20 protein-coding genes are annotated in these 18,133 nt (G+C 57.7%); 5 read left to right on the top strand and 15 right to left on the bottom strand.

The features are described 5' to 3' along the window. Positions 1-31: 31 nt before the first annotated feature. Entirely contained in the window at positions 32-1,003 is a 972-nt protein-coding gene (gene ribF, locus JJO78_RS18675; protein ID WP_126810580.1) for a bifunctional riboflavin kinase/FAD synthetase, read from the bottom strand. 65 nt (positions 1,004-1,068) lie between these two features. Then, a complete protein-coding gene (gene murJ / locus JJO78_RS18670; RefSeq protein WP_081899213.1) occupies positions 1,069-2,649 on the bottom strand; it encodes a murein biosynthesis integral membrane protein MurJ in 1,581 nt (526 codons plus the stop codon). Between the two features lie 286 nt (positions 2,650-2,935). On the opposite strand from murJ, the gene rpsT reads away from it, so the two are divergent. Further along, the gene (gene rpsT / locus JJO78_RS18665; RefSeq protein WP_075195679.1) at positions 2,936-3,205 is read left to right on the top strand and encodes a 30S ribosomal protein S20; all 270 of its coding nucleotides are present in this window, start codon (positions 2,936-2,938) and stop codon (positions 3,203-3,205) included. A gap of 75 nt (positions 3,206-3,280) precedes the next feature. Here rpsT and proB read toward each other — a convergent pair whose 3' ends face one another. The 4 genes from proB to rplU all read right to left on the bottom strand — a co-directional run bounded on the left by proB (position 3,281) and on the right by rplU (position 6,512). Further along, positions 3,281-4,405: a glutamate 5-kinase gene (gene proB, locus JJO78_RS18660; RefSeq protein ID WP_091643433.1), complete on the bottom strand. Its 1,125-nt coding sequence runs from the start codon at positions 4,403-4,405 to the stop codon at positions 3,281-3,283. Positions 4,406-4,569: 164 nt separating this feature from the next. Continuing rightward, positions 4,570-5,766 carry an Obg family GTPase CgtA gene (gene cgtA, locus JJO78_RS18655; RefSeq protein WP_036203646.1) on the bottom strand — a complete coding sequence of 399 codons (1,197 nt, stop codon included), beginning with the start codon at positions 5,764-5,766 and terminating at the stop codon, positions 4,570-4,572. Between the two features lie 137 nt (positions 5,767-5,903). Beyond that, on the bottom strand, positions 5,904-6,164 hold the full coding sequence (gene rpmA, locus JJO78_RS18650; protein ID WP_007155544.1) for a 50S ribosomal protein L27: 261 nt from the start codon (positions 6,162-6,164) through the stop codon (positions 5,904-5,906). Between the two features lie 36 nt (positions 6,165-6,200). Next, complete coding sequence (rplU, locus tag JJO78_RS18645; protein ID WP_036203642.1) at positions 6,201-6,512, bottom strand: 50S ribosomal protein L21; 312 nt, start codon at positions 6,510-6,512, stop codon at positions 6,201-6,203. 230 nt (positions 6,513-6,742) lie between these two features. On the opposite strand from rplU, the gene ispB reads away from it, so the two are divergent. Continuing rightward, on the top strand, positions 6,743-7,711 hold the full coding sequence (ispB, locus tag JJO78_RS18640) for an octaprenyl diphosphate synthase (RefSeq protein WP_036203639.1): 969 nt from the start codon (positions 6,743-6,745) through the stop codon (positions 7,709-7,711). A gap of 16 nt (positions 7,712-7,727) precedes the next feature. Here the strand turns inward: ispB and JJO78_RS18635 are convergent, their stop codons facing one another. Further along, the gene (locus JJO78_RS18635) at positions 7,728-8,729 is read right to left on the bottom strand and encodes a glutathione S-transferase family protein (RefSeq protein ID WP_151981407.1); all 1,002 of its coding nucleotides are present in this window, start codon (positions 8,727-8,729) and stop codon (positions 7,728-7,730) included. A 278-nt stretch (positions 8,730-9,007) separates the two neighbouring features. Between JJO78_RS18635 and JJO78_RS18630 the strand changes: the two genes are divergently transcribed. Then, positions 9,008-9,919 (top strand): LysR substrate-binding domain-containing protein, encoded by a 912-nt coding sequence (locus tag JJO78_RS18630; RefSeq protein ID WP_151981409.1) that lies wholly within the window; start codon positions 9,008-9,010, stop codon positions 9,917-9,919. A 121-nt stretch (positions 9,920-10,040) separates the two neighbouring features. Beyond that, the gene (locus JJO78_RS18625; RefSeq protein WP_151981411.1) at positions 10,041-11,567 is read left to right on the top strand and encodes a WS/DGAT/MGAT family O-acyltransferase; all 1,527 of its coding nucleotides are present in this window, start codon (positions 10,041-10,043) and stop codon (positions 11,565-11,567) included. Between the two features lie 49 nt (positions 11,568-11,616). Here JJO78_RS18625 and JJO78_RS18620 read toward each other — a convergent pair whose 3' ends face one another. Continuing rightward, positions 11,617-12,285: a DUF2057 family protein gene (locus tag JJO78_RS18620; protein ID WP_151981413.1), complete on the bottom strand. Its 669-nt coding sequence runs from the start codon at positions 12,283-12,285 to the stop codon at positions 11,617-11,619. A gap of 269 nt (positions 12,286-12,554) precedes the next feature. Between JJO78_RS18620 and JJO78_RS18615 the strand changes: the two genes are divergently transcribed. Continuing rightward, the gene (locus JJO78_RS18615; protein WP_027830997.1) at positions 12,555-12,758 is read left to right on the top strand and encodes a DUF6316 family protein; all 204 of its coding nucleotides are present in this window, start codon (positions 12,555-12,557) and stop codon (positions 12,756-12,758) included. Positions 12,759-12,789: 31 nt separating this feature from the next. On the opposite strand, the gene JJO78_RS18610 is transcribed toward JJO78_RS18615, so the two are convergent. The 7 genes from JJO78_RS18610 to nrdR form a co-directional block, all read right to left on the bottom strand. Continuing rightward, the gene (locus JJO78_RS18610) at positions 12,790-13,317 is read right to left on the bottom strand and encodes a phosphatidylglycerophosphatase A family protein (RefSeq protein ID WP_036203625.1); all 528 of its coding nucleotides are present in this window, start codon (positions 13,315-13,317) and stop codon (positions 12,790-12,792) included. A 3-nt stretch (positions 13,318-13,320) separates the two neighbouring features. After that, positions 13,321-14,271: a thiamine-phosphate kinase gene (gene thiL, locus JJO78_RS18605; protein WP_151981415.1), complete on the bottom strand. Its 951-nt coding sequence runs from the start codon at positions 14,269-14,271 to the stop codon at positions 13,321-13,323. A 3-nt stretch (positions 14,272-14,274) separates the two neighbouring features. Next, positions 14,275-14,751 carry a transcription antitermination factor NusB gene (nusB, locus tag JJO78_RS18600; RefSeq protein WP_036203620.1) on the bottom strand — a complete coding sequence of 159 codons (477 nt, stop codon included), beginning with the start codon at positions 14,749-14,751 and terminating at the stop codon, positions 14,275-14,277. Beyond that, positions 14,751-15,227 (bottom strand): 6,7-dimethyl-8-ribityllumazine synthase, encoded by a 477-nt coding sequence (ribH, locus tag JJO78_RS18595; protein WP_007155554.1) that lies wholly within the window; start codon positions 15,225-15,227, stop codon positions 14,751-14,753. The genes nusB and ribH overlap by 1 nt, the downstream gene beginning before the upstream one ends. A gap of 54 nt (positions 15,228-15,281) precedes the next feature. Further along, complete coding sequence (ribBA, locus tag JJO78_RS18590; RefSeq protein WP_007155555.1) at positions 15,282-16,397, bottom strand: bifunctional 3,4-dihydroxy-2-butanone-4-phosphate synthase/GTP cyclohydrolase II; 1,116 nt, start codon at positions 16,395-16,397, stop codon at positions 15,282-15,284. A gap of 68 nt (positions 16,398-16,465) precedes the next feature. After that, a complete protein-coding gene (gene ribD / locus JJO78_RS18585) occupies positions 16,466-17,581 on the bottom strand; it encodes a bifunctional diaminohydroxyphosphoribosylaminopyrimidine deaminase/5-amino-6-(5-phosphoribosylamino)uracil reductase RibD (protein ID WP_036203617.1) in 1,116 nt (371 codons plus the stop codon). Beyond that, positions 17,578-18,096: a transcriptional regulator NrdR gene (gene nrdR, locus JJO78_RS18580; protein WP_007155557.1), complete on the bottom strand. Its 519-nt coding sequence runs from the start codon at positions 18,094-18,096 to the stop codon at positions 17,578-17,580. The genes ribD and nrdR overlap by 4 nt, the downstream gene beginning before the upstream one ends. Positions 18,097-18,133 lie beyond the last annotated feature (37 nt).

Below are 18,133 nucleotides of genomic sequence, written 5' to 3'. Positions count from 1 at the left end.
ATGGTGCGTAGCTCAGGTTGTTAAATGTCGGTCAACGTTCGGTGGCTGAGGAGCCATGGCCTGCAATCCAAGCCCGCGCATCGTCAAAGTCACGGGCAATCTGCTCCTTGAGGTCATCCACCGAGTCGAATTTCACCTCGTCCCGCAGGGCATGGCGGAAAACCACATCAAGACGCTGGCCATAAAGTGTGCCAGCAAAGTCAAACAGGTGCACTTCCAGGGACGGCTGCTTACCATCCACCGTGGGGCGCAGACCAATGTTGGCTACGCCGTCCAGAACACGGCCATCCTCAAGGGTTGCGCTTACCACATAGACCCCTTTCAGCGCCGGCATATGAGGTAACAGAATGTTCGCCGTGGGCGCGCCAATCTGCCGCCCCAACTGGCGGCCATAAACGATTCGCCCTCGGAGGCGGTAAGGATGGCCCAGTAAATCCTCGGCGTCGTTGATCCGGTTCTCTGAAAGCACACCTCGAATTCGGGTACTGCTGACACGCTCACCGTGCACCGTCACGGTACGGGTATTCTCCACCGTGAAGCCGCGTTGCTCACCCACTTCCCGCAACAGCGAAAAATCGCCGGCCCTGTCGCAACCGAAACGGAAATCGTCCCCTACCACGAGATGGCGAACTCCGAGGCCATCTATCAAAACGTCTTCAATAAAGCCCATACCAGAGTAACTCCGGAACCGCTCGTTAAAACGCAAACACAGGACAACGTCGATGCCAGACGCCAGCAGCAATTCAAATTTCTGCCGGAACGGCATCAACCGTGGGGGGGCGTCACGGCCCTGGAAGAACTCACGGGGTTGGGGCTCAAACACCATCACCACGGAAGGCACGCCGAGCTCCAGTGCTTTTTCATGAACCTGGTCGATGATGGTCTGGTGCCCAAGATGCACCCCATCGAAATTCCCGATGGTGGCAACGCACCCGTTCGCGAGCGGAGCTTCGTCCTGCTGCGAAAGGCTTTTCAGGTTGGTCAGGCCCCGGATCAGACGCATGTAAAGCGAACCTTTGTTTGCCAGCGGTGTATGGTTTCACTGGTGAGAAAACGCGCGATTATAACCTACCTGTGGCGAAAATGTCTTACCCGAACCCCAGCCAATGCCAACACAATAAAGTACACCGCGACGCCCGAGACTACGAGAATACCCATATCCGTGGCCCGCTGGAGACCGCCTGCCATCAGCCACTGACCCACTGGCGGCTGTAGCCAGAGGATGACCGCAGCCAGGGCCGCATTGGCAAGTCCGATCTGAACCAGGAAGCGGGTCCACCCCGGCTGCCATTTCCAGGCGCCTTCACGGATAAGGCCACGCCATAGGAGCGCCGTGTTCAACCACGCAGACAGCGAAGTTGCCAACGCCAGCCCCGCATGTGCCAAGGGGAAAATCAGCGCCAGGTTAAATACCATATTGGCCACCATCGCGATAATGCCGATTTTAACCGGCGTTTTGGTGTCTTGCCGTGCGAAATACCCCGGCGCCAGCACCTTGATCAACATGAAGGCCAGCAACCCGGCGGAGTATGCACGCAGGCTTTGGGCCGCCATGGTGACGTCGCGATCGGTAACTTCTCCGTAGTGGAACAGAGTCGCAATCAGTGGCTCAGCCAGAAGAGCGAGGGCCAACGCGGCAGGCAAACCTATAAGCAGCACCGCCCGCACAGCCCAGTCCAGCGTTGCGGCAAACTGGTCTGCCGATTCCGCTGCGTGTTTGCGGGACAGACTGGGAAGAATCACCGTGGCAATAGCGATACCGAATACACCCAAGGGTAACTCTGACAGACGATCCGAGTAGTAAAGCCAGGACACACTGCCGGTCTGCAGAAACGACGCAAGAACCGTGTCCAGAAGCAGATTGATCTGGCTGACAGAAACCCCGAACAACGCCGGCACCATCAGCTTCATGATGCGACGGACCCCTTCGTGCCTGTAATCCACTTTTGGCCGCGGCATCAACCCTAACTGCATCAGGAAGGGTAACTGAAAGAACAGCTGCAACGCCCCGGCGATAAATACCCCCCAAGCCAAAGCGATGACAGGCGTTTCCATCAGGGGCGAGAGAAATATGGCCGCGCTGATCATCGCCAGATTGAGCAACACTGGCGTAAACGCGGGAACGGCAAAACGGTCGTAGCTATTGAGAATACTACCCGCAAACGCCGTCAGGGAGACCAGCAGCAAATACGGGAAGGTAATCCGCAGCATATCGCTGGCCAGGCCGAACTTGAGGTCGTCATCCAGAAAACCTGGCGCAAACACTGCGGTCAGAAGCGGCGCCCCCAGCATGGCAACTGCCGTCACGCCCAACAGAACCAACCCAAGGACGCCTGCGACCGCGTTAACCAAACGCCGGACTTCGGTGATGGACTCCTGCTGTCGATACGAGGAAAGCACCGGCACGAAGGCCTGAGCGAACGCACCCTCGGCAAACAGGCGGCGGAGAAAATTAGGGATTTTGAAGGCGACGAAAAACGCGTCGGCGCCCGCCCCGGCACCAAAATAACGCGCAATCACCATATCCCTTACCAAACCGAGGACCCGTGACAGCATCGTCATTGAGCCAACGACTCCAGATGACCTCAACAGCCCTGGTGGTTTGGGCAACGCCTTTGGTGTTTCTGTCTGCTCAGGTTCGGACGACATTCTAGGCCTGGACAATGGTTCGGTAGTTTCTGGATGTACCCGGGATGTAGCAGGCCATATTTCGGTAATTCCTTAGGGCCTTAACGGGACTCTCCGGCGATGAGCGGCGAGTTTACCACAGGGGCCGGAGATACCGGGATGAAATAGCGTTGAGCCTTGACATTTTGGGGCTTTGGCGGCATAGTTCCGCGTCATTTATTTCGACGCGCTGGTTTTGGCGCGCCCGCGATTTTTACGAATCGATTCACAACGAATTTCGGATTTCACAGATCTCAGGAGTTATACGGTGGCAAATACCCCGCAAGCCAAGAAGCGCGCACGTCAGAACGAGAAGAACCGCAAGCACAATGCCAGCCTGCGTTCCATGGCGCGCACTTACATCAAGAAGGTCCAGGCCAGCATTGAGGCCGGCAAGCCAGAAGAAGCACAAGCTGCTCTCCAGAAGGCTCAGCCGATTATGGACAGCATGGTCAACAAAGGCGTGTTCGCCAAGAACAAGATTGCTCGCCAGAAGAGCCGTCTGAGCGCCCGCATCAAGGCTCTGAAGAGCGCATAACGCTTCTTCGGAACCTGAATGAAAAAACCGGCCTGATGGGCCGGTTTTTTTGTGCCTGCCGATTATCTTACTCGCCTACACAATCACCATGTTGTCGCGGTGGATCATTTCTTCGTCTGAGATGTAACCCAGAACCTCCGTTATCCGGTTGCTGGAGCGGCCAGCGATGGCTCTGGCTTCGTCAGCATCGTAATTGACCAGGCCGCGGGCGATTTCTTTGCCGCTTTCGTCGACGCAGGAGACCATTTCACCCCGACGGAACTGACCGGAAACGCTTTTTACGCCAACCGGTAAAAGACTGCGACCACCGCGGCAGAGGACGTTGACAGCACCCTGATCAAGGGTGAGCTTGCCGCGGGTCTGAAGGTGGCTGGCGAGCCACTGTTTGCGGGCGGCGATTCGACCCTGCTCGGGGAGCAGCAGGGTGCCGATGCTGTCGCCGTCGCGCAGGCGAGAGATGGCTTTTTCGATTCTGCCACCGACGATGACGGTGAAGGCGCCGGATCGGGCAGCCAGGCGGGCGGCGCGGACCTTTGTTTGCATTCCGCCGCGGCCCAGCACGCCAGCACCACCACCCGCCATGGCATCGAGCTCGGTGTCGCTGGCGCGCCGTTCGTCGACCAGCTGGGCATCGGGATTTTTGCGGGGGTCTTTGTCGAACAGGCCGAGCTGGTCGGTGAGGATGATCAATCCGTCGGCTTCGATCAGGTTGGCCACCAGCGCGCCCAAGGTGTCGTTGTCGCCAAAACGGATTTCGTCGGTGACGACGGTGTCGTTTTCGTTAACGATGGGCACCACGCCGAAATCGAGCAGCGCTCTCAAGGTGCTGCGGGCATTGAGGTAGCGCTTGCGATCAGACAGGTCATCGTGGGTCAGCAGGACTTGTGCGGTGTGCAAATCATGTCGTTTGAACTGGGCTTCCCAGGTCTGCACCAGCCCCATCTGACCAACGGCGGCTGCAGCCTGAAGTTCATGCAGTTGCTCAGGGCGAACTGTCCAGCCCAGTCGGCTCATACCTTCAGCCACAGAGCCCGAAGACACCACCACCACTTCAACGCCAGCAGTGACCAACTCTGCAATCTGGTCCACCCACAACCCGAGAGCAGCAACATCCAGACCTCTGCCATCGTTGGTTAGCAAGGCGCTTCCGATTTTTATTACCAGGCGACGGGCATGACGTAATTGGGTGCGTGTACTCATTACATTCCAGCTCAGGGAGCGGACAGGCGGGGGCCTTGCTGGCGGATACGCGGTGAATACGTCCATGTACGCTCGACAAAAACATCCATGTTTTTGACGATCCACCAGCAAGGCCCTCGCCTGTCCGACAATACTTTGGCAGTTAACTCTGACGACATAACCCGCTACTCAGGCGCGTAGACCACTTCTACATCGTAATCATCGTCATCGAAGTCGTCGTCATCATCGTCATCCTGACGGGCTTCGCGGCGGATCTGCCGCTCGGCTTCAATTCTCGCTCGCGCCTCTTCGTCCATTTTCCGGCGGCGCGCAGCTTCGCGTTCAGCAAACTCGGGGTTTTCCGCTTCTTCCTGGGCCTGATCTTCTATCCAGCGCATGACGGCCTGAGTCAACGGCTTGGTGCCTTCGCCGCTGAGTGCGGAGATGCTGAATACAGGACCTTTCCAGTCAAGTTCATCGATGATGGCCCGACAGTGCGCTTCACGGTCTTCTTCAGAGACCATATCTACTTTGTTCAGAACCAGCCAACGCTCGCGACTGGCGAGGGTTTCGCTGAACTTTTCCAGCTCGTGCTCAATCGCACGTACGCTTTCTACTGGCGAAGACCCGTCGTAAGGCGCCACGTCCACGAGATGCAGCAGCAAGCGTGTGCGCACCAGGTGCTTGAGGAAACGGATTCCCAGCCCCGCGCCTTCCGCCGCACCTTCAATCAAGCCCGGAATATCAGCAATAACGAAGCTCTGATGAGCCTGCACGCTGACCACACCGAGATTGGGCACCAGGGTGGTGAACGGATAGTCCGCCACCTTGGGGCGGGCAGCCGACACGGAACGAATAAAGGTAGACTTACCGGCATTGGGCATACCCAGAAGACCGACATCCGCCAGTACCTTCAGCTCCAGCCTCAGGTTGCGAAGCTCACCCTCGGAGCCTTTTGTAGTCTGACGCGGGGCGCGGTTGACCGAGGACTTGAAGCGAGTGTTACCCAGCCCGTGAAAACCGGCCTGGGCCACCTTCAGGCGCTCCCCGGCACGAGTCAGATCCCCCAGCACTTCGTGGGTATCCATATCCACAACCGTGGTGCCTACCGGCACCGGCAACACCAGGTCGTCGCCCTTGATGCCAGTGCAGTTGCGGCCTGAGCCCGGCTGGCCATTCTCGGCTTTGTGTTTACGCTGGAACCGGTAATCGATCAGTGTATTGAGCGCACTGTCGGCCTCCAGATACACAGAGCCACCGTCGCCACCGTCACCACCATCGGGTCCGCCTTTGGGCACGTACTTTTCACGACGGAAACTCAGGCAACCATGGCCGCCCTTGCCCGCTTCTACAATGATGGTGGCTTCGTCTACGAACTTCATCAATCAACCCTTTGCGCCCTGCGCATAAACTAAAAAGCCCCGCAGCCTCATGGAAGCTATGCGGGGCTCCAGGTAGCTCTGATATCAAATCATATCAGGGCCACCGAAGGTTCGACAGAACCCGAGATCGCCGCTGCTTACGCAGCCGGAACGATGCTCACGAACTTACGGTTCTCCGGACCCTTTACCTCAAACACGACCTGTCCGTTTGCAGTTGCAAACAGCGTGTGGTCCTTGCCAAGGCCAACGTTGTGACCCGGGTGGAAACGGGTGCCGCGCTGACGAACGATGATGCTGCCCGCGGATACAGTCTCGCCGCCGAAGCGCTTCACACCAAGTCGTTTCGACTCGGAATCGCGACCGTTACGGGTACTACCTGCTGCCTTTTTATGAGCCATTACAAGCCTCCTTATCTAAGGGGTTACTCGAGGGTCTTAGCCCTGGATACCCGTGATCTTGACTTCAGTAAACCACTGACGGTGGCCCTGACGCTTCATGGAATGCTTCCGACGACGGAACTTGATGATCTGGATCTTGTCGTGACGGCCGTGGCTAACCACTTCCGCAGTCACTTTGGCACCATCAACAACCGGTGCACCAACCTGAACCTTCTCACCATCAGCGATCAGCAGGACGCGGTCAAACTCGACGTTGCCGCCTGTTTCCACTTCCAGCTTTTCCAGCTTCAGAGTTTCGCCTTCTTTTACACGGTGCTGTTTACCACCGCTAACAATAACTGCGTACATTAACGTTCTCCGCGATTGACCCATCCCTGCTCTTATCCACCTGGTTCTAAGGGAAGCGCTTCGGCAACCCTATAGCAGGGAGCGCAGGTTGGGATGAGTTGGGCGCGTGATTGTACGAAAACCGCCGCCGCTTTACAAGCCAAGTTGACACCGATCACAGCAATACCTAGCATTGCGGCACCCGCCTATTTTTCCAACGAAAACACCAGACAAGGGATCGGACCAGCCGCATGACAGCCCAGCGTATTTACGACACCGTCGCGGACGACTTCAGCCGCGTCAACGACCTGATCATCAAACGGCTGTCATCCGACGTTCCCCTGGTGGAGAAAATCGCCCAATACATTATTGAAAGTGGTGGTAAGCGCCTGAGGCCATTACTGGTTTTACTCTCAAGCCGAGCCCTGGGCTATGAAAGGGACGATCACCTGAAACTCGCTGCGGTCATCGAGTTCCTGCACACCGCGACGCTCCTGCACGATGATGTGGTGGACACCTCGGACATGCGTCGCGGCCGCAGTACCGCCAATGCGCGCTGGGGGAACGCCCCCAGCGTACTGGTAGGTGATTTCCTCTACGCCCGGGCCTTCGAGATGATGGTGGAGCTCCAGAATCTGAAAATCATGGATGTGCTGTCTCACGCCACGGCTGTAATTGCCGAAGGGGAAGTCCTTCAATTGATGAACGTTAAAAACCCGGACGTTAGCGAAGACAAGTACATGGAAGTGATTCACAACAAGACCGCCATGCTGTTCGAAGCAGCCTCCCACACCGGCGCGCTGCTCGCCGGTGCAAATGACGATCAGGAGCGGGCTATGAGCGCCTATGGCAAACACCTGGGCCTGGCGTTCCAACTGGTGGATGATGTACTGGATTACCGCGGCGATGCGGAAGCCATGGGCAAGAATGTTGGCGACGACCTGGCCGAGGGCAAACCCACCCTGCCACTGATTTACGCTATGGCCAACGGCAGTAATGATGAGAAGCAGCTCATACGCCAGGCTGTCCGCAAAGGTGGACTGGAGGACCTACCCAGTATCCTCGATATCGTGAACCGTTCGGGCGCACTGGAATACACCATGGAACGCGCGAAAGCAGAAGCCCAGGCAGCCCTCGACTGCCTGAAAGACATTCCCGAATCTGATCACCGGGATGCGCTTACGCTACTGACCGAAGTTGCGGTCGCTCGGGTCAGCTGATCATCCCAAAACAGCCCTAGCCCTCAAAATCAGGCCCCAGCGCTTCCCGGTTGTGGGCCGATGTAAAATCCAGCCTTGGCCCCACCGGTACAATCTGCGTCGGATTGACCGTGCGCTGACTGACGTAGTAATGCCGCTTGATCTGCCGAATATCCACCGTATCCGCCACACCAGGCACTTGATAGAGATCCCGCAGATACCCGGAGAGCGCCGGAAAATCCGCAATTCGCTGACGGTTGCATTTGAAGTGACTGAAATACACTGCGTCGAATCGAATCAACGTGGTAAACAACCGCCAATCCGCTTCCGTTAAGCGGTTACCAGCCAGATAACGCTGCCCCGAGAGGCGCTCCTCCAGCCAGTCGAGAGACTCAAACAACGCCCCGTATGCCTCCTCGTATTTATCCTGGGCAGTCGCAAATCCAGCCTTATAAACACCATTGTTCACCGTGTGATAAACCCGCTCGTTCACCTCTTCAATCTCACCGTGAAGTTCTTCCGGGTGAAAGTCCAAGTCACTCCGGACACCATCCAGCCCATCGAATGCCGAGTTAAACATGCGGATAATATCCGCCGATTCATTACTGACAATTGTCTGCTTTTGCTTGTCCCACAGCGTCGGTACCGTCACCCGCCCGGAATAATCGGGCGCCGCTTTCAGATACACCTCGTACATGAAGCGCTTACCATTGGCCGAGTCCCGATGCGCCTCTTCATCCGGCCGGAACTCCCAGCCATTCTCCAGCATATCTGGATGCACAACCGACACCGAGATATGGTTCTCCAGCCCCTTCAGTGCCCGGAAAATCAACGTCCGATGGGCCCAGGGACACGCCATTGACACATACAGGTGATACCGGCCCGACTCCGCCGGAAAACCGCCCTCCCCGGCGGGCCCCGGCGAGCCATCCACCGTGACCCAGTTCCGGAACCGGGCGGCCTCACGCTCAAACTTGCCGCCGGTTTTCGAGGTGTCGTACCACTGATCATGCCATTTGCCGTCGACGAGAAGTCCCATAACCCTATACTCCTGAACCTTATGTTTTGAGAAGGCGGCTGCGATAGTTTGTGATCGCGTCAGGGATGGGTTGTAAAAACCGTGCATTGCCAAGGATGGCAATGCCGAGCCCCCAGGGATGGGTTCACGGCGTGTTTTTACGACCCATCCCTGGCGTGATCTGACTCCGAGCCTTCAAATTTCTGAATAAGCCTTACATCTTTAACAGGAAGAATACCGGCCACCCTGCTACGCTCTCAAACAATCAATTCTGGCCAACACATTCAGATAATTCGAACATGCACACAGCCATCACCATAGACGCCCTCAAAGTCCTCGATGCCATCGACCGCAAAGGCAGCTTTGCCGGCGCCGCCAACGAACTCTTCCGCGTCCCTTCGGCAATCAGCTACACCGTCCAGAAACTCGAAGAAGACCTCAACGTCGCCATCTTCGACCGCACCGGCCACCGAGCAGCCCTCACCCCAGCCGGGCGCTATTTGCTGGAAGAGGGCCGCACCCTGCTGGAAGCTGCTGAAAACCTGGCCCACACCACCCGCCAGGTGGCCCAGGGCTGGGAAACCCGACTGCGAATCGGATTCAACTCCCTGCTACCGGCCGAGTGCCTGTTTCCCGCCGTAAAAGAGTTTTACGAACTCGGCGTGCCGGTGGAAGTGCAACTGGTGGAAGAAGTCTTCGCCGGCTCCTGGGATGCGCTGCAAAGCCGACGAATTGATCTGGTTGTGGGCGCCGATCAGGTGAGCAAACCTGCAGGCTCTTTCACCACAAAACCGTTGGGAAACATGACGTTCGTCTACGCAGTAGCACCGGACCACCCTCTGACAAGGGCCTCTCAGCCATTAAAGGAGGAGGATATTGCTCGCTTCCCCGCAGCAGTAGCTGCAGATACTTCCCGCTCCTTGCCCCCCGGCCACGCCGGCATATTCCGCCGCCAGCGAACCGTGACCGTTGCCAATATCGACCAGAAGATCGCCGTGCAAGAAACCGGCCTTGCCGTCGGTTGGCTCCCGGAAGCACGGGTGCGAGATCAACTGGCGAGTGGCCGTTTGATAGCACTCAAAGTCCACGAACCCAGGCAGGCTATCCAGCTTCACCTGGCCCGCCACGCCGAGGACCAGGGCAAGGCTCTGATGTGGTTCTGGGAAAAGCTGGGAGACTCTCCAGACATTGCTGCCTGGCTGCAGCCCTGAATGACCGTCCAAAATAGTCCTGACTTCACAACACAGGCCTCCGGGGCAAAACGGCCAACAGAATAGTGGCGCAGTCGTTTATACTGCCCCCACGCAAGAACCTGTGAACGGAGCTCAAACCATGCGGCAGCTGTCGGAGCTGGATGCCTCATTCCTGTATCTGGAGTCGGAAACCGCCCCCATGCACATTGGCGGCATCTATCTTTTTGATGCCCGAGAACGCGACAAACCTCTGGCCTTCAGCACCTTTGTCGCCTATCTGCGAAGCCGGCTTCACGTGGTCCCCCTCTTCCGCCAGCGCCTGAAGGAAATACCCTTGCGGCTGGGGCGCCCCTACTGGATTGACGATCCAGACTTCAGTATCGAGCGGCACCTGGCTTATGTGAACCTCGGCAACCACGGCAAAGTCGACAGCCTGATGGAGCTGGCCTCGCGAATTCTGGAAGAACCGCTCAAACGGGATCGCCCGTTATGGCACATCACGTTCGTCGACGGATTCCAACTCGACGACGATGCAGACAGCAAGAGTTTCGCGCTCATCGTAAAACTGCATCATGCCGCCATTGATGCGTTCAGTGGCGAGGAAATCATTGGCAAACTTCTGGAATATTCACCGAAGGCGAGAGCGATAGAAACACCGCGACCCTGGTACCCACAGCCGGAACCGTCCGAAGAAAGGGTCATTCTCCAGACCGGTGCAAATCTGCTACGCAAACCCTTGCAAATGACGTCCCTCGCCATAAGTGCGGCCGAAGCCACTGCTCGCGGGCTTATACAAAAGCAGATGCGAAAGCTGCCGTTGCCGTTCCCCCTGTTTTCCGCACCTCACAGCCCGTTTAACCGCCAGATTACCGCCAACCGCAAGATCGTTTCCGCCAGCCTCGACCTGTCCAGGCTAAAGGCCATCAAAGCAACACTCGGTGATGTAACCCTGAACGACGTCGTCCTCGGCCTATGCGCTGAAACCTTAAGTCGATACCTGGACAAGAGCAATGCCACAACGGAACGCTCTCTGGTAGCGATGACCCCCATTTCCGTGCGTTCAAGCAGCCTTCGCAAGGCCACCGGCAACCAGATGTCCGCCATGCTACTGGACCTGGCCACCACCGAGCCCAATCCCGCCGAACGAATTCGGCGGATACACTGGAATGCGGTGGAATCCGAGCCCTACCGTGAAGCCATTGCGGCAGACAGGCTGACTGAGCTCCTGCCCTCCACCATGCTCGCACTCTCCGCAAGACTGTATTCCGAACTGCAGATTGCGCAACGATACCAGCCGGTATTCAACCTCCCGATCACCAACGTACCCGGGCCACAAGTGCCGCTGTACTTACAAGGTTCACGGTTGGTGCGGCAGTTCAACTCCGCCCCCCTGTTCGACAGTATGGGATTGGTGATTGTTGCAGTGAGCTATCAGGGCAGTCTGACGATCAATTTCACCCTGTGCCCCGACGTAGTGGCTGACGGCGACTCGCTGCCGGAACTGCTTGAAAACAGCCTGAAATCAATCGAATCGGCGGCCGAGACTTTGCCGCCGTATGAAGAAGACACGCGCGAGTACCCCGTCAGTCACCCGACTCTGACTGACGAGGCACTGAACGTCATGGAAGGTGCTCTGCGGAAAACGTTCAGGCGATTTCGCAACTGAACGGCAATGACGAGCGGCAGGCAGAGCCGCCGCCCGTCAGGATTGCGGGTTACTCGAAGGCCCAACGCAGGAACGCCCGTCGCTCTTCCTCATTGGCCTGACCCCAAAGCGACTTGAGCTCACCCAGAGTACCCATTGAGTCGGCGCTTTCTCCTTCGCCACCAGAGCCGACCGGCGCCCTTGCAGCAGTTCGAGTGCCGGCAGGTTGGCCATCCCAGGCGCTGGCGGTGGCTACAACATTACCGGACCCATCAACCACATCAGCAGTGAAATTATTGGCGAAAGCCTCGGCATCGCTTTTGTTGGCGGGAGGCTCGAAACTGAAACGGTAGGCATCACCCGCTTGCGCATTGATCATCACTGCCTGGGGCGCTGTTTCAACAACGTGCACTTTGGATTCGCCATTGCGGACCACGCCGCTCTTGGCCCAGATGGTCTTATAGGTAAACACAACCTGATTTTCGCCCGGTAAAAGCTCGTAATTCAGGGCCAGGTCATCCATTAGAAAGTTGCCGAGTTTGCGACCATTCACCTGCTGCACCCGGATTTCACCCGGGGACTCAAGGACGGCGGCCTGCGAGGAATCCACGGCGTCCCCCTCCCAGGTTTGGACGTTGCTCATGGTAGAGCTGCATCCCGCCAGCAAAACCATGGCAACAAGGGCCATTGCACTGAATCGTACTTTCTTGAAAAAGACTAAAACGCGATAGATACTCATGCTATATCCTTGTGCTGTTCGCCAGCTTTCACCGGCGGATAATCACTTGTGGTTGAAAGGCATTTTGAAGAGTGGCCGAGCCAAGGGCAAGACATGCAGCCTGTTTACAGTAACCCGATGACACTCCGGTTACGGGGAAGGCATCAAGTCTACCCAAAAAATGTAAAAAAATGTTGAATTCGGCAGGAATTGATTTAATTTTAAACAGTCATAGAATTGAAATAGCGCCCACACGTGTCACAAATGCACTGAAGGGCTCAGGAGACAACATGGATACCCAACGTCGGTCCGGAGAAAACGGCCCCGCACCGTTCCGAAGCAGTCGGTTCTTCTGCGTCGGGAGCAAGTGGTATTTCACCACCCGGGAGGGCTTCGACAGCGGTCCTTTTGCCTCCCGGCAACGCGCAGAAACCGGCCTCAGGCGTTTCCTGCATGTTGTGCGACTTCTTCCGGAAGAGCAACAGGTCCACTGATAGGGACTGTCCTCCAGTCTCATAACGATGCTCAGACAATGATCGGCATCAACCACCGGTCAATGGCGAGCAGGCACAGTAACGCCATGAAACCCGCCACGACATCGTCCACCATGATACCCAGCCCGCCCGGCAAGTACTCATCCAACCAACTAATCGGCCAGGGTTTGAGCACATCGAAAAGCCGAAATAACGTGAAGGCCATCAGAATGCCGTAAATGTTGTCCGGGATGAGTCCCAGCGCGATCCACATGCCCACAAACTCGTCCCAAACGATCCCCCCATGATCGTGGACCTTGAGATCGGCTGCCGTCTTGCCACACAACCAGATCCCAATCACGAAGGCCAGCAGGACAATTCCCCAGTAAGCCACGGGTGGCAACCAGGCAAAACAGAACCAGGCGGGAATCGCCGCAAGACTGCCCCAGGTACCAGGCGCCCTGGCCGCTGTACCGCTGCCAAATCCAAACGCCAACAGATGGACCGGATTACGGAGAAACCCTGGCGGCAGCAGTGCTTCAGTGAGCTCGGGTTCCTGGAGGTTGTCGTCGCTGCTCATGAATCAGTTCCTGAAATGGTCGTATCCTCCCGCTGACAGGTTCTCGATATGATCACCCCAGTCAATGGTTACACCCTCCCCGGCAACGACCTCGCCAATAACGGTCAACTCCCGCCGGACATCCTCGGGGAGACTAGCCCAAACCTGCGGAGGCAGGGTAACGCATAACTCGTAATCGTCCCCGGCGTTCAACGCCAGGCCGGCAGCAGACTGACCCACAAGGCGCTTCAGATGTTGCGACAGTGGCAGCCGACTCGCATCGATACTGCCTGCAACTCCAGAGGCCTCGAGGATATGTCCCAGGTCTGCCACCAGACCGTCAGATACATCCACCGCTGCAGTGGCGTGCCCCCGAAGAGCCCTGCCAAGCACAAGCCTGGGCTCTGGAAAGTGGTACCTTCGCAGGACCGCCTGCACGTCCGGCCCGGGATCATTATTCTCAAGGTGATCCAATGCCGCTCCTGCCTCTCCCAGCATACCGGAAACACAAATGTAATCTCCCACCTGGGCTCCAGACCTCAAGATGGCCCCACCTTTCGGTACCGTACCGTGAACCTGCATGCTCAGGGTCAATGGGCCACGCGTGGTGTCGCCGCCAGCCAGCGACAGCCCAAAGCGTCTCGCCGCACTTGCCAGTCCGTGCGCATAGGCGCTCAGCCAGTCTGGATCAGCATCGGGAAGGGTCAACGCGAGGGTAAAACACACCGGATCGGCCCCCATGGCGGCGAGATCACTCGCGGCCACGGCAAGGCTTCGCCAGCCCAGCTTTTCAGGATCGTAGTGGTGGGGAAAATGCACCCCCTCGACCAGGGCGTCCACCGAAAAGACCAGGTCCAGGCCTGGCTCAACACGCTGAATGGCGCAGTCGTCACCGGGGCCCAGCAGAACCGAGGAGGCATTTCCGACCTCGGCGATGGGAAAGAAATAACGGCGGATCAGCTCGAATTCACCCATCGCTCAGCGGGGACGGGTCTCAGCCAGTCGCAGTCGGTGACTGAGCTTGTCCAGAAGGCTGTTGACGAACTTATGACCTTCGGTGCCACCAAACCTCTTGGCCATCTCGATGCCTTCGTTGATCACCACCTTGTATGGAACGTCCAGGCGATGTTTGAGCTCGTACGCGCCCAGGCGTACGATCGCCAGCTCAATGGCATCCACCTCATGGATCGGGCGATCGAGGAATGGCTCCAGTAGACGGTCTAACTCAGCCTGCTCCCGGTGAACCCCCCGGAGGAGATCGCGGAAATAGGCCGCATCTACCTTCGACATGTCGTTGTCGACGATGAATTCGGATTCGATATCGGTGATCGAGCTCTTGCTGAAGTGGCGCTGGTAAAGGCCTTGCATCGCAAGAGCCCGGGCTCTGCGTCTATCGCCTGCCTTAGGTTGGCCCGCGGGGGCCGGTTGCGCGGCACTGTCTTCCGATGCGCTCATTATTCACCCAGCTTTTTGAAGAGGCTGACCATTTCCAGGGCCGTAATCGCCGCTTCGGCGCCTTTGTTACCGGCTTTGGTACCGGCCCGCTCGATTGCCTGCTCGATGGAATCGACCGTTAACACGCCGAACGTCACCGGCACATCCGTTTCGAGACTAACCGCACCCAGACCGCTGGAGGCTTCGCCTGCCACATAGTCGAAATGTGGTGTACCACCCCGAATAACCGCACCCAGCGCAACAATCGCATCGTGGTTGCCGGTTTCCGCCACACGCTTGACCGCAAGCGGCATCTCATAGGCGCCGGGAACCCGTACAATCGTGATATCGGAATCGGCGATACCGTGACGACGCAGGGTATCAACCGCACCCTCCACCAGGCTCTCAACCACAAAACCGTTGAAACGACCGACAACCAGTGCGTATTTACCGCTGCAGTGAGTGAAATCGCCTTCTATTACTTTAATGTCTGCCATGCATGGCTCCTTCTTGGCAGCCCCGCCGTTACGATACGGGCCTGCCGGGGTTCATTATTCGGGTGTGTAGGGCACGTATTCCACAACTTCCAGCTCAAATCCGGAAATGGCAGAAAACTTGATGGGCGGGCTCAGCAGGCGCATTTTGCCAACCCCGAGATCCCTCAGAATCTGTGAGCCGGTACCAACGGTAAAATAGACACCGGAGCTGCCCTTACCCGCGGATTTTTTATCCTGCTCGAAAAATTCGTGGATACGATCTTCAAGATTGTAGCTGTCTTCGGCGCTATTGAGCAGGACAACGACGCCGCGACCTTCACTCGCCACCTTCTCCAGAGCATGATGCAATGGCCAGCTACGGGAATCAGCGCGGCGGGCACCGAGCAGGTCACGCAGAGTATCGGTGATGTGCACACGCACCAGCACCGGATCCTCAGCCGCAATATCCCCCATCACCATGGCCAGATGGGTGGAACCTTGGATATTGTCGCGATAGGTGCGCAAGTTGAATACACCGTACTCGGTATCCAAGTCGTACTGCTCAACGCACTCAATGGTGCGCTCGTTCAATGTCCGATAGTGGATCAGATCCGCAATCGTGCCGATCTTCAGGTCGTGAGTTTCGGCAAATTTTTCCAGATCTTCACGGCGGGCCATGGACCCATCGTCGTTCATGATTTCGCAGATCACGCCGGCAGGCTCGCAGCCCGCGAGGGCTGCCAGATCACAGGATGCTTCGGTATGGCCGGCTCGGCTGAGCACCCCGCCCGGGTCCGACATCAGCGGAAAAATATGGCCTGGCTGAACCAGGTCAGACGCTTTTGCATCGCGGGCAACAGCAGCCTGGACAGTTCGCGCACGGTCGGCGGCAGAGATACCCGTCGTTACGCCTTCAGTCGCTTCAATGGAAAGGGTGAACTTGGTGCCAAAACCCGATGCATTCTGCTGCACCATCAACGGCAGGCCAAGCTGTTCGCAACGATGGCGCGTCATCGGCATGCAAATCAGCCCACGACCGAAGCGGGCCATGAAGTTGATAGCCTCTGGCGTACAGTGCTCTGCGGCCATCACCAGGTCACCTTCGTTTTCCCGGTCCTCATCGTCCATCAGGATAACCATCTTGCCCTGACGGATATCGTCGATAATGTCTTTAATGCTATTCAGTGCCATACCGTATTTGCATCCTGTTGGTCTGTCCGTCCGAGTGTCGGTGCCGGCAGCCATGAATTTAGTAACCGTTACCCCGGCGCGAGGATCAATCGCTGGTCCTCGCCCAGCTGACGGCGATCCAGCACTTTCCATTGCACCTTATCCGCCATGGATTCCAGTGGCAGATTGGCCGTGGGCCGGCCAGTGCTGCCCAGGAACACCGGCGCCTGGTAGAGCCATAGCTCATCTACCAGACGCTCGCTGATAAATGTACCGGCCAGCGTTGGACCAGCTTCCACCAACAATTCGTTGATGCCCAACTCCCCCAGTGAGTCGAGCAACTCGCGAACATCAATTCCATTATCCTTCCAGGCCACACCCGTCAGGCCCACGCCCAACGCGGCAAGGTCCTGTGCCGGCGCGGTTGCCAGTGTTGGGGAGGCGCAATACACCTGGACATTGCCACCCTGCAGGATCGTAGCGCCCGGGGGCGTACGCGCGTCCCGGTCCGCGATCACGCGCAGGGGCTGGCGGGACGGCTCCGTGGCGTCACCAATGTCACCCAATTCAGTCCGACGAACGGTCAGTGAAGGATTGTCAGCGAGAACCGTCCCCACCCCTGTCAGAATGGCATCGCTGATGGCCCTGAGACGCTGGACATCGCGGCGGGACTCCGAGCCGGTAATCCACTGACTTTCGCCGGAGGCCATGGCCGTCCTGCCGTCAAGGCTCGCAGCCATTTTAAGCCGGACATAGGGCCTGCCAACGTTCATTCGCTTCATGAAGCCGGGATTCAATCGCACGGCCTCTTCCGCCAGTAGGCCTTCCGTTACACGAATGCCTGCCTCACGGAGCATATCCAGGCCGCGACCGGATACCGAGGGATTGGGATCCTTGGTCGCCGCAAACACATGGGCGATGCCCGCTTCTATCAGCGCTTTGGCACAAGGCGGTGTACGGCCAAAATGACTGCAGGGCTCCAGCGTGACATAGGCCGTTGCGCCACGGGCATCCGGCCCAGCCAGGCTGAGTGCGCGCGCTTCTGCGTGAGCCTCGCCCGCTCGCTCATGCCAGCCTTCGCCCAAAATCTTGCTGCCTCGGGCGATGACGCACCCCACCCGCGGGTTGGGATGCGTCGAATAGCGACCACGCCAGGCAAGCTGCACCGCCCGTGCCATAAACGCCGTGTCCTGAGCGTCGATCATGCCTGCCCTTCGGAAGAATGGTTATCCGCCAGGGCCTTGGCTACATCCACCGGGTCTTCGCCCGAGGTCGCTGAAAGGCGCTCGATCTCTTCCTTGAACTCGTTGACGTCCTGAAAGCTGCGGTACACCGACGCGAAGCGCACGTAGGCCACTTTGTCCAATTGACGCAACTCCGTCATCACTTCTTCACCGAGTTGCATGGACTTGACCTCACGCTCGCCGGTCGCCCGCAACCGGAATCGGATGCGATTCAGCGCCGCCTCAATTTCCTCGATGCTCACCGGGCGCTTCTCCAGGGCTTTCATCAGGCCAGCCCGGAGTTTTTCCTCATCGAAAGGCTGACGGGTGCCGTCCTGCTTGACCACTCGAGGCATCACAAGCTCAGCCGACTCGAACGTTGTAAAACGCTCACGGCAGGACAGGCACTCCCTGCGGCGACGCACCTGATCACCCTCGGCCACCAGCCGGGAGTCGATTACCTTGGTATCCGCTTCACCACAGAAAGGACAATGCATACTCAGAAGCTCCTGCAAACCATCGGGCCAGGCAACA

Origin of the sequence: Marinobacter sp. DS40M6 (genome assembly GCF_028581595.1) — a bacterium.
GTDB lineage: Bacteria > Pseudomonadota > Gammaproteobacteria > Pseudomonadales > Oleiphilaceae > Marinobacter > Marinobacter salarius.
This window is presented reverse-complemented; position numbering and strand designations above follow the sequence as displayed.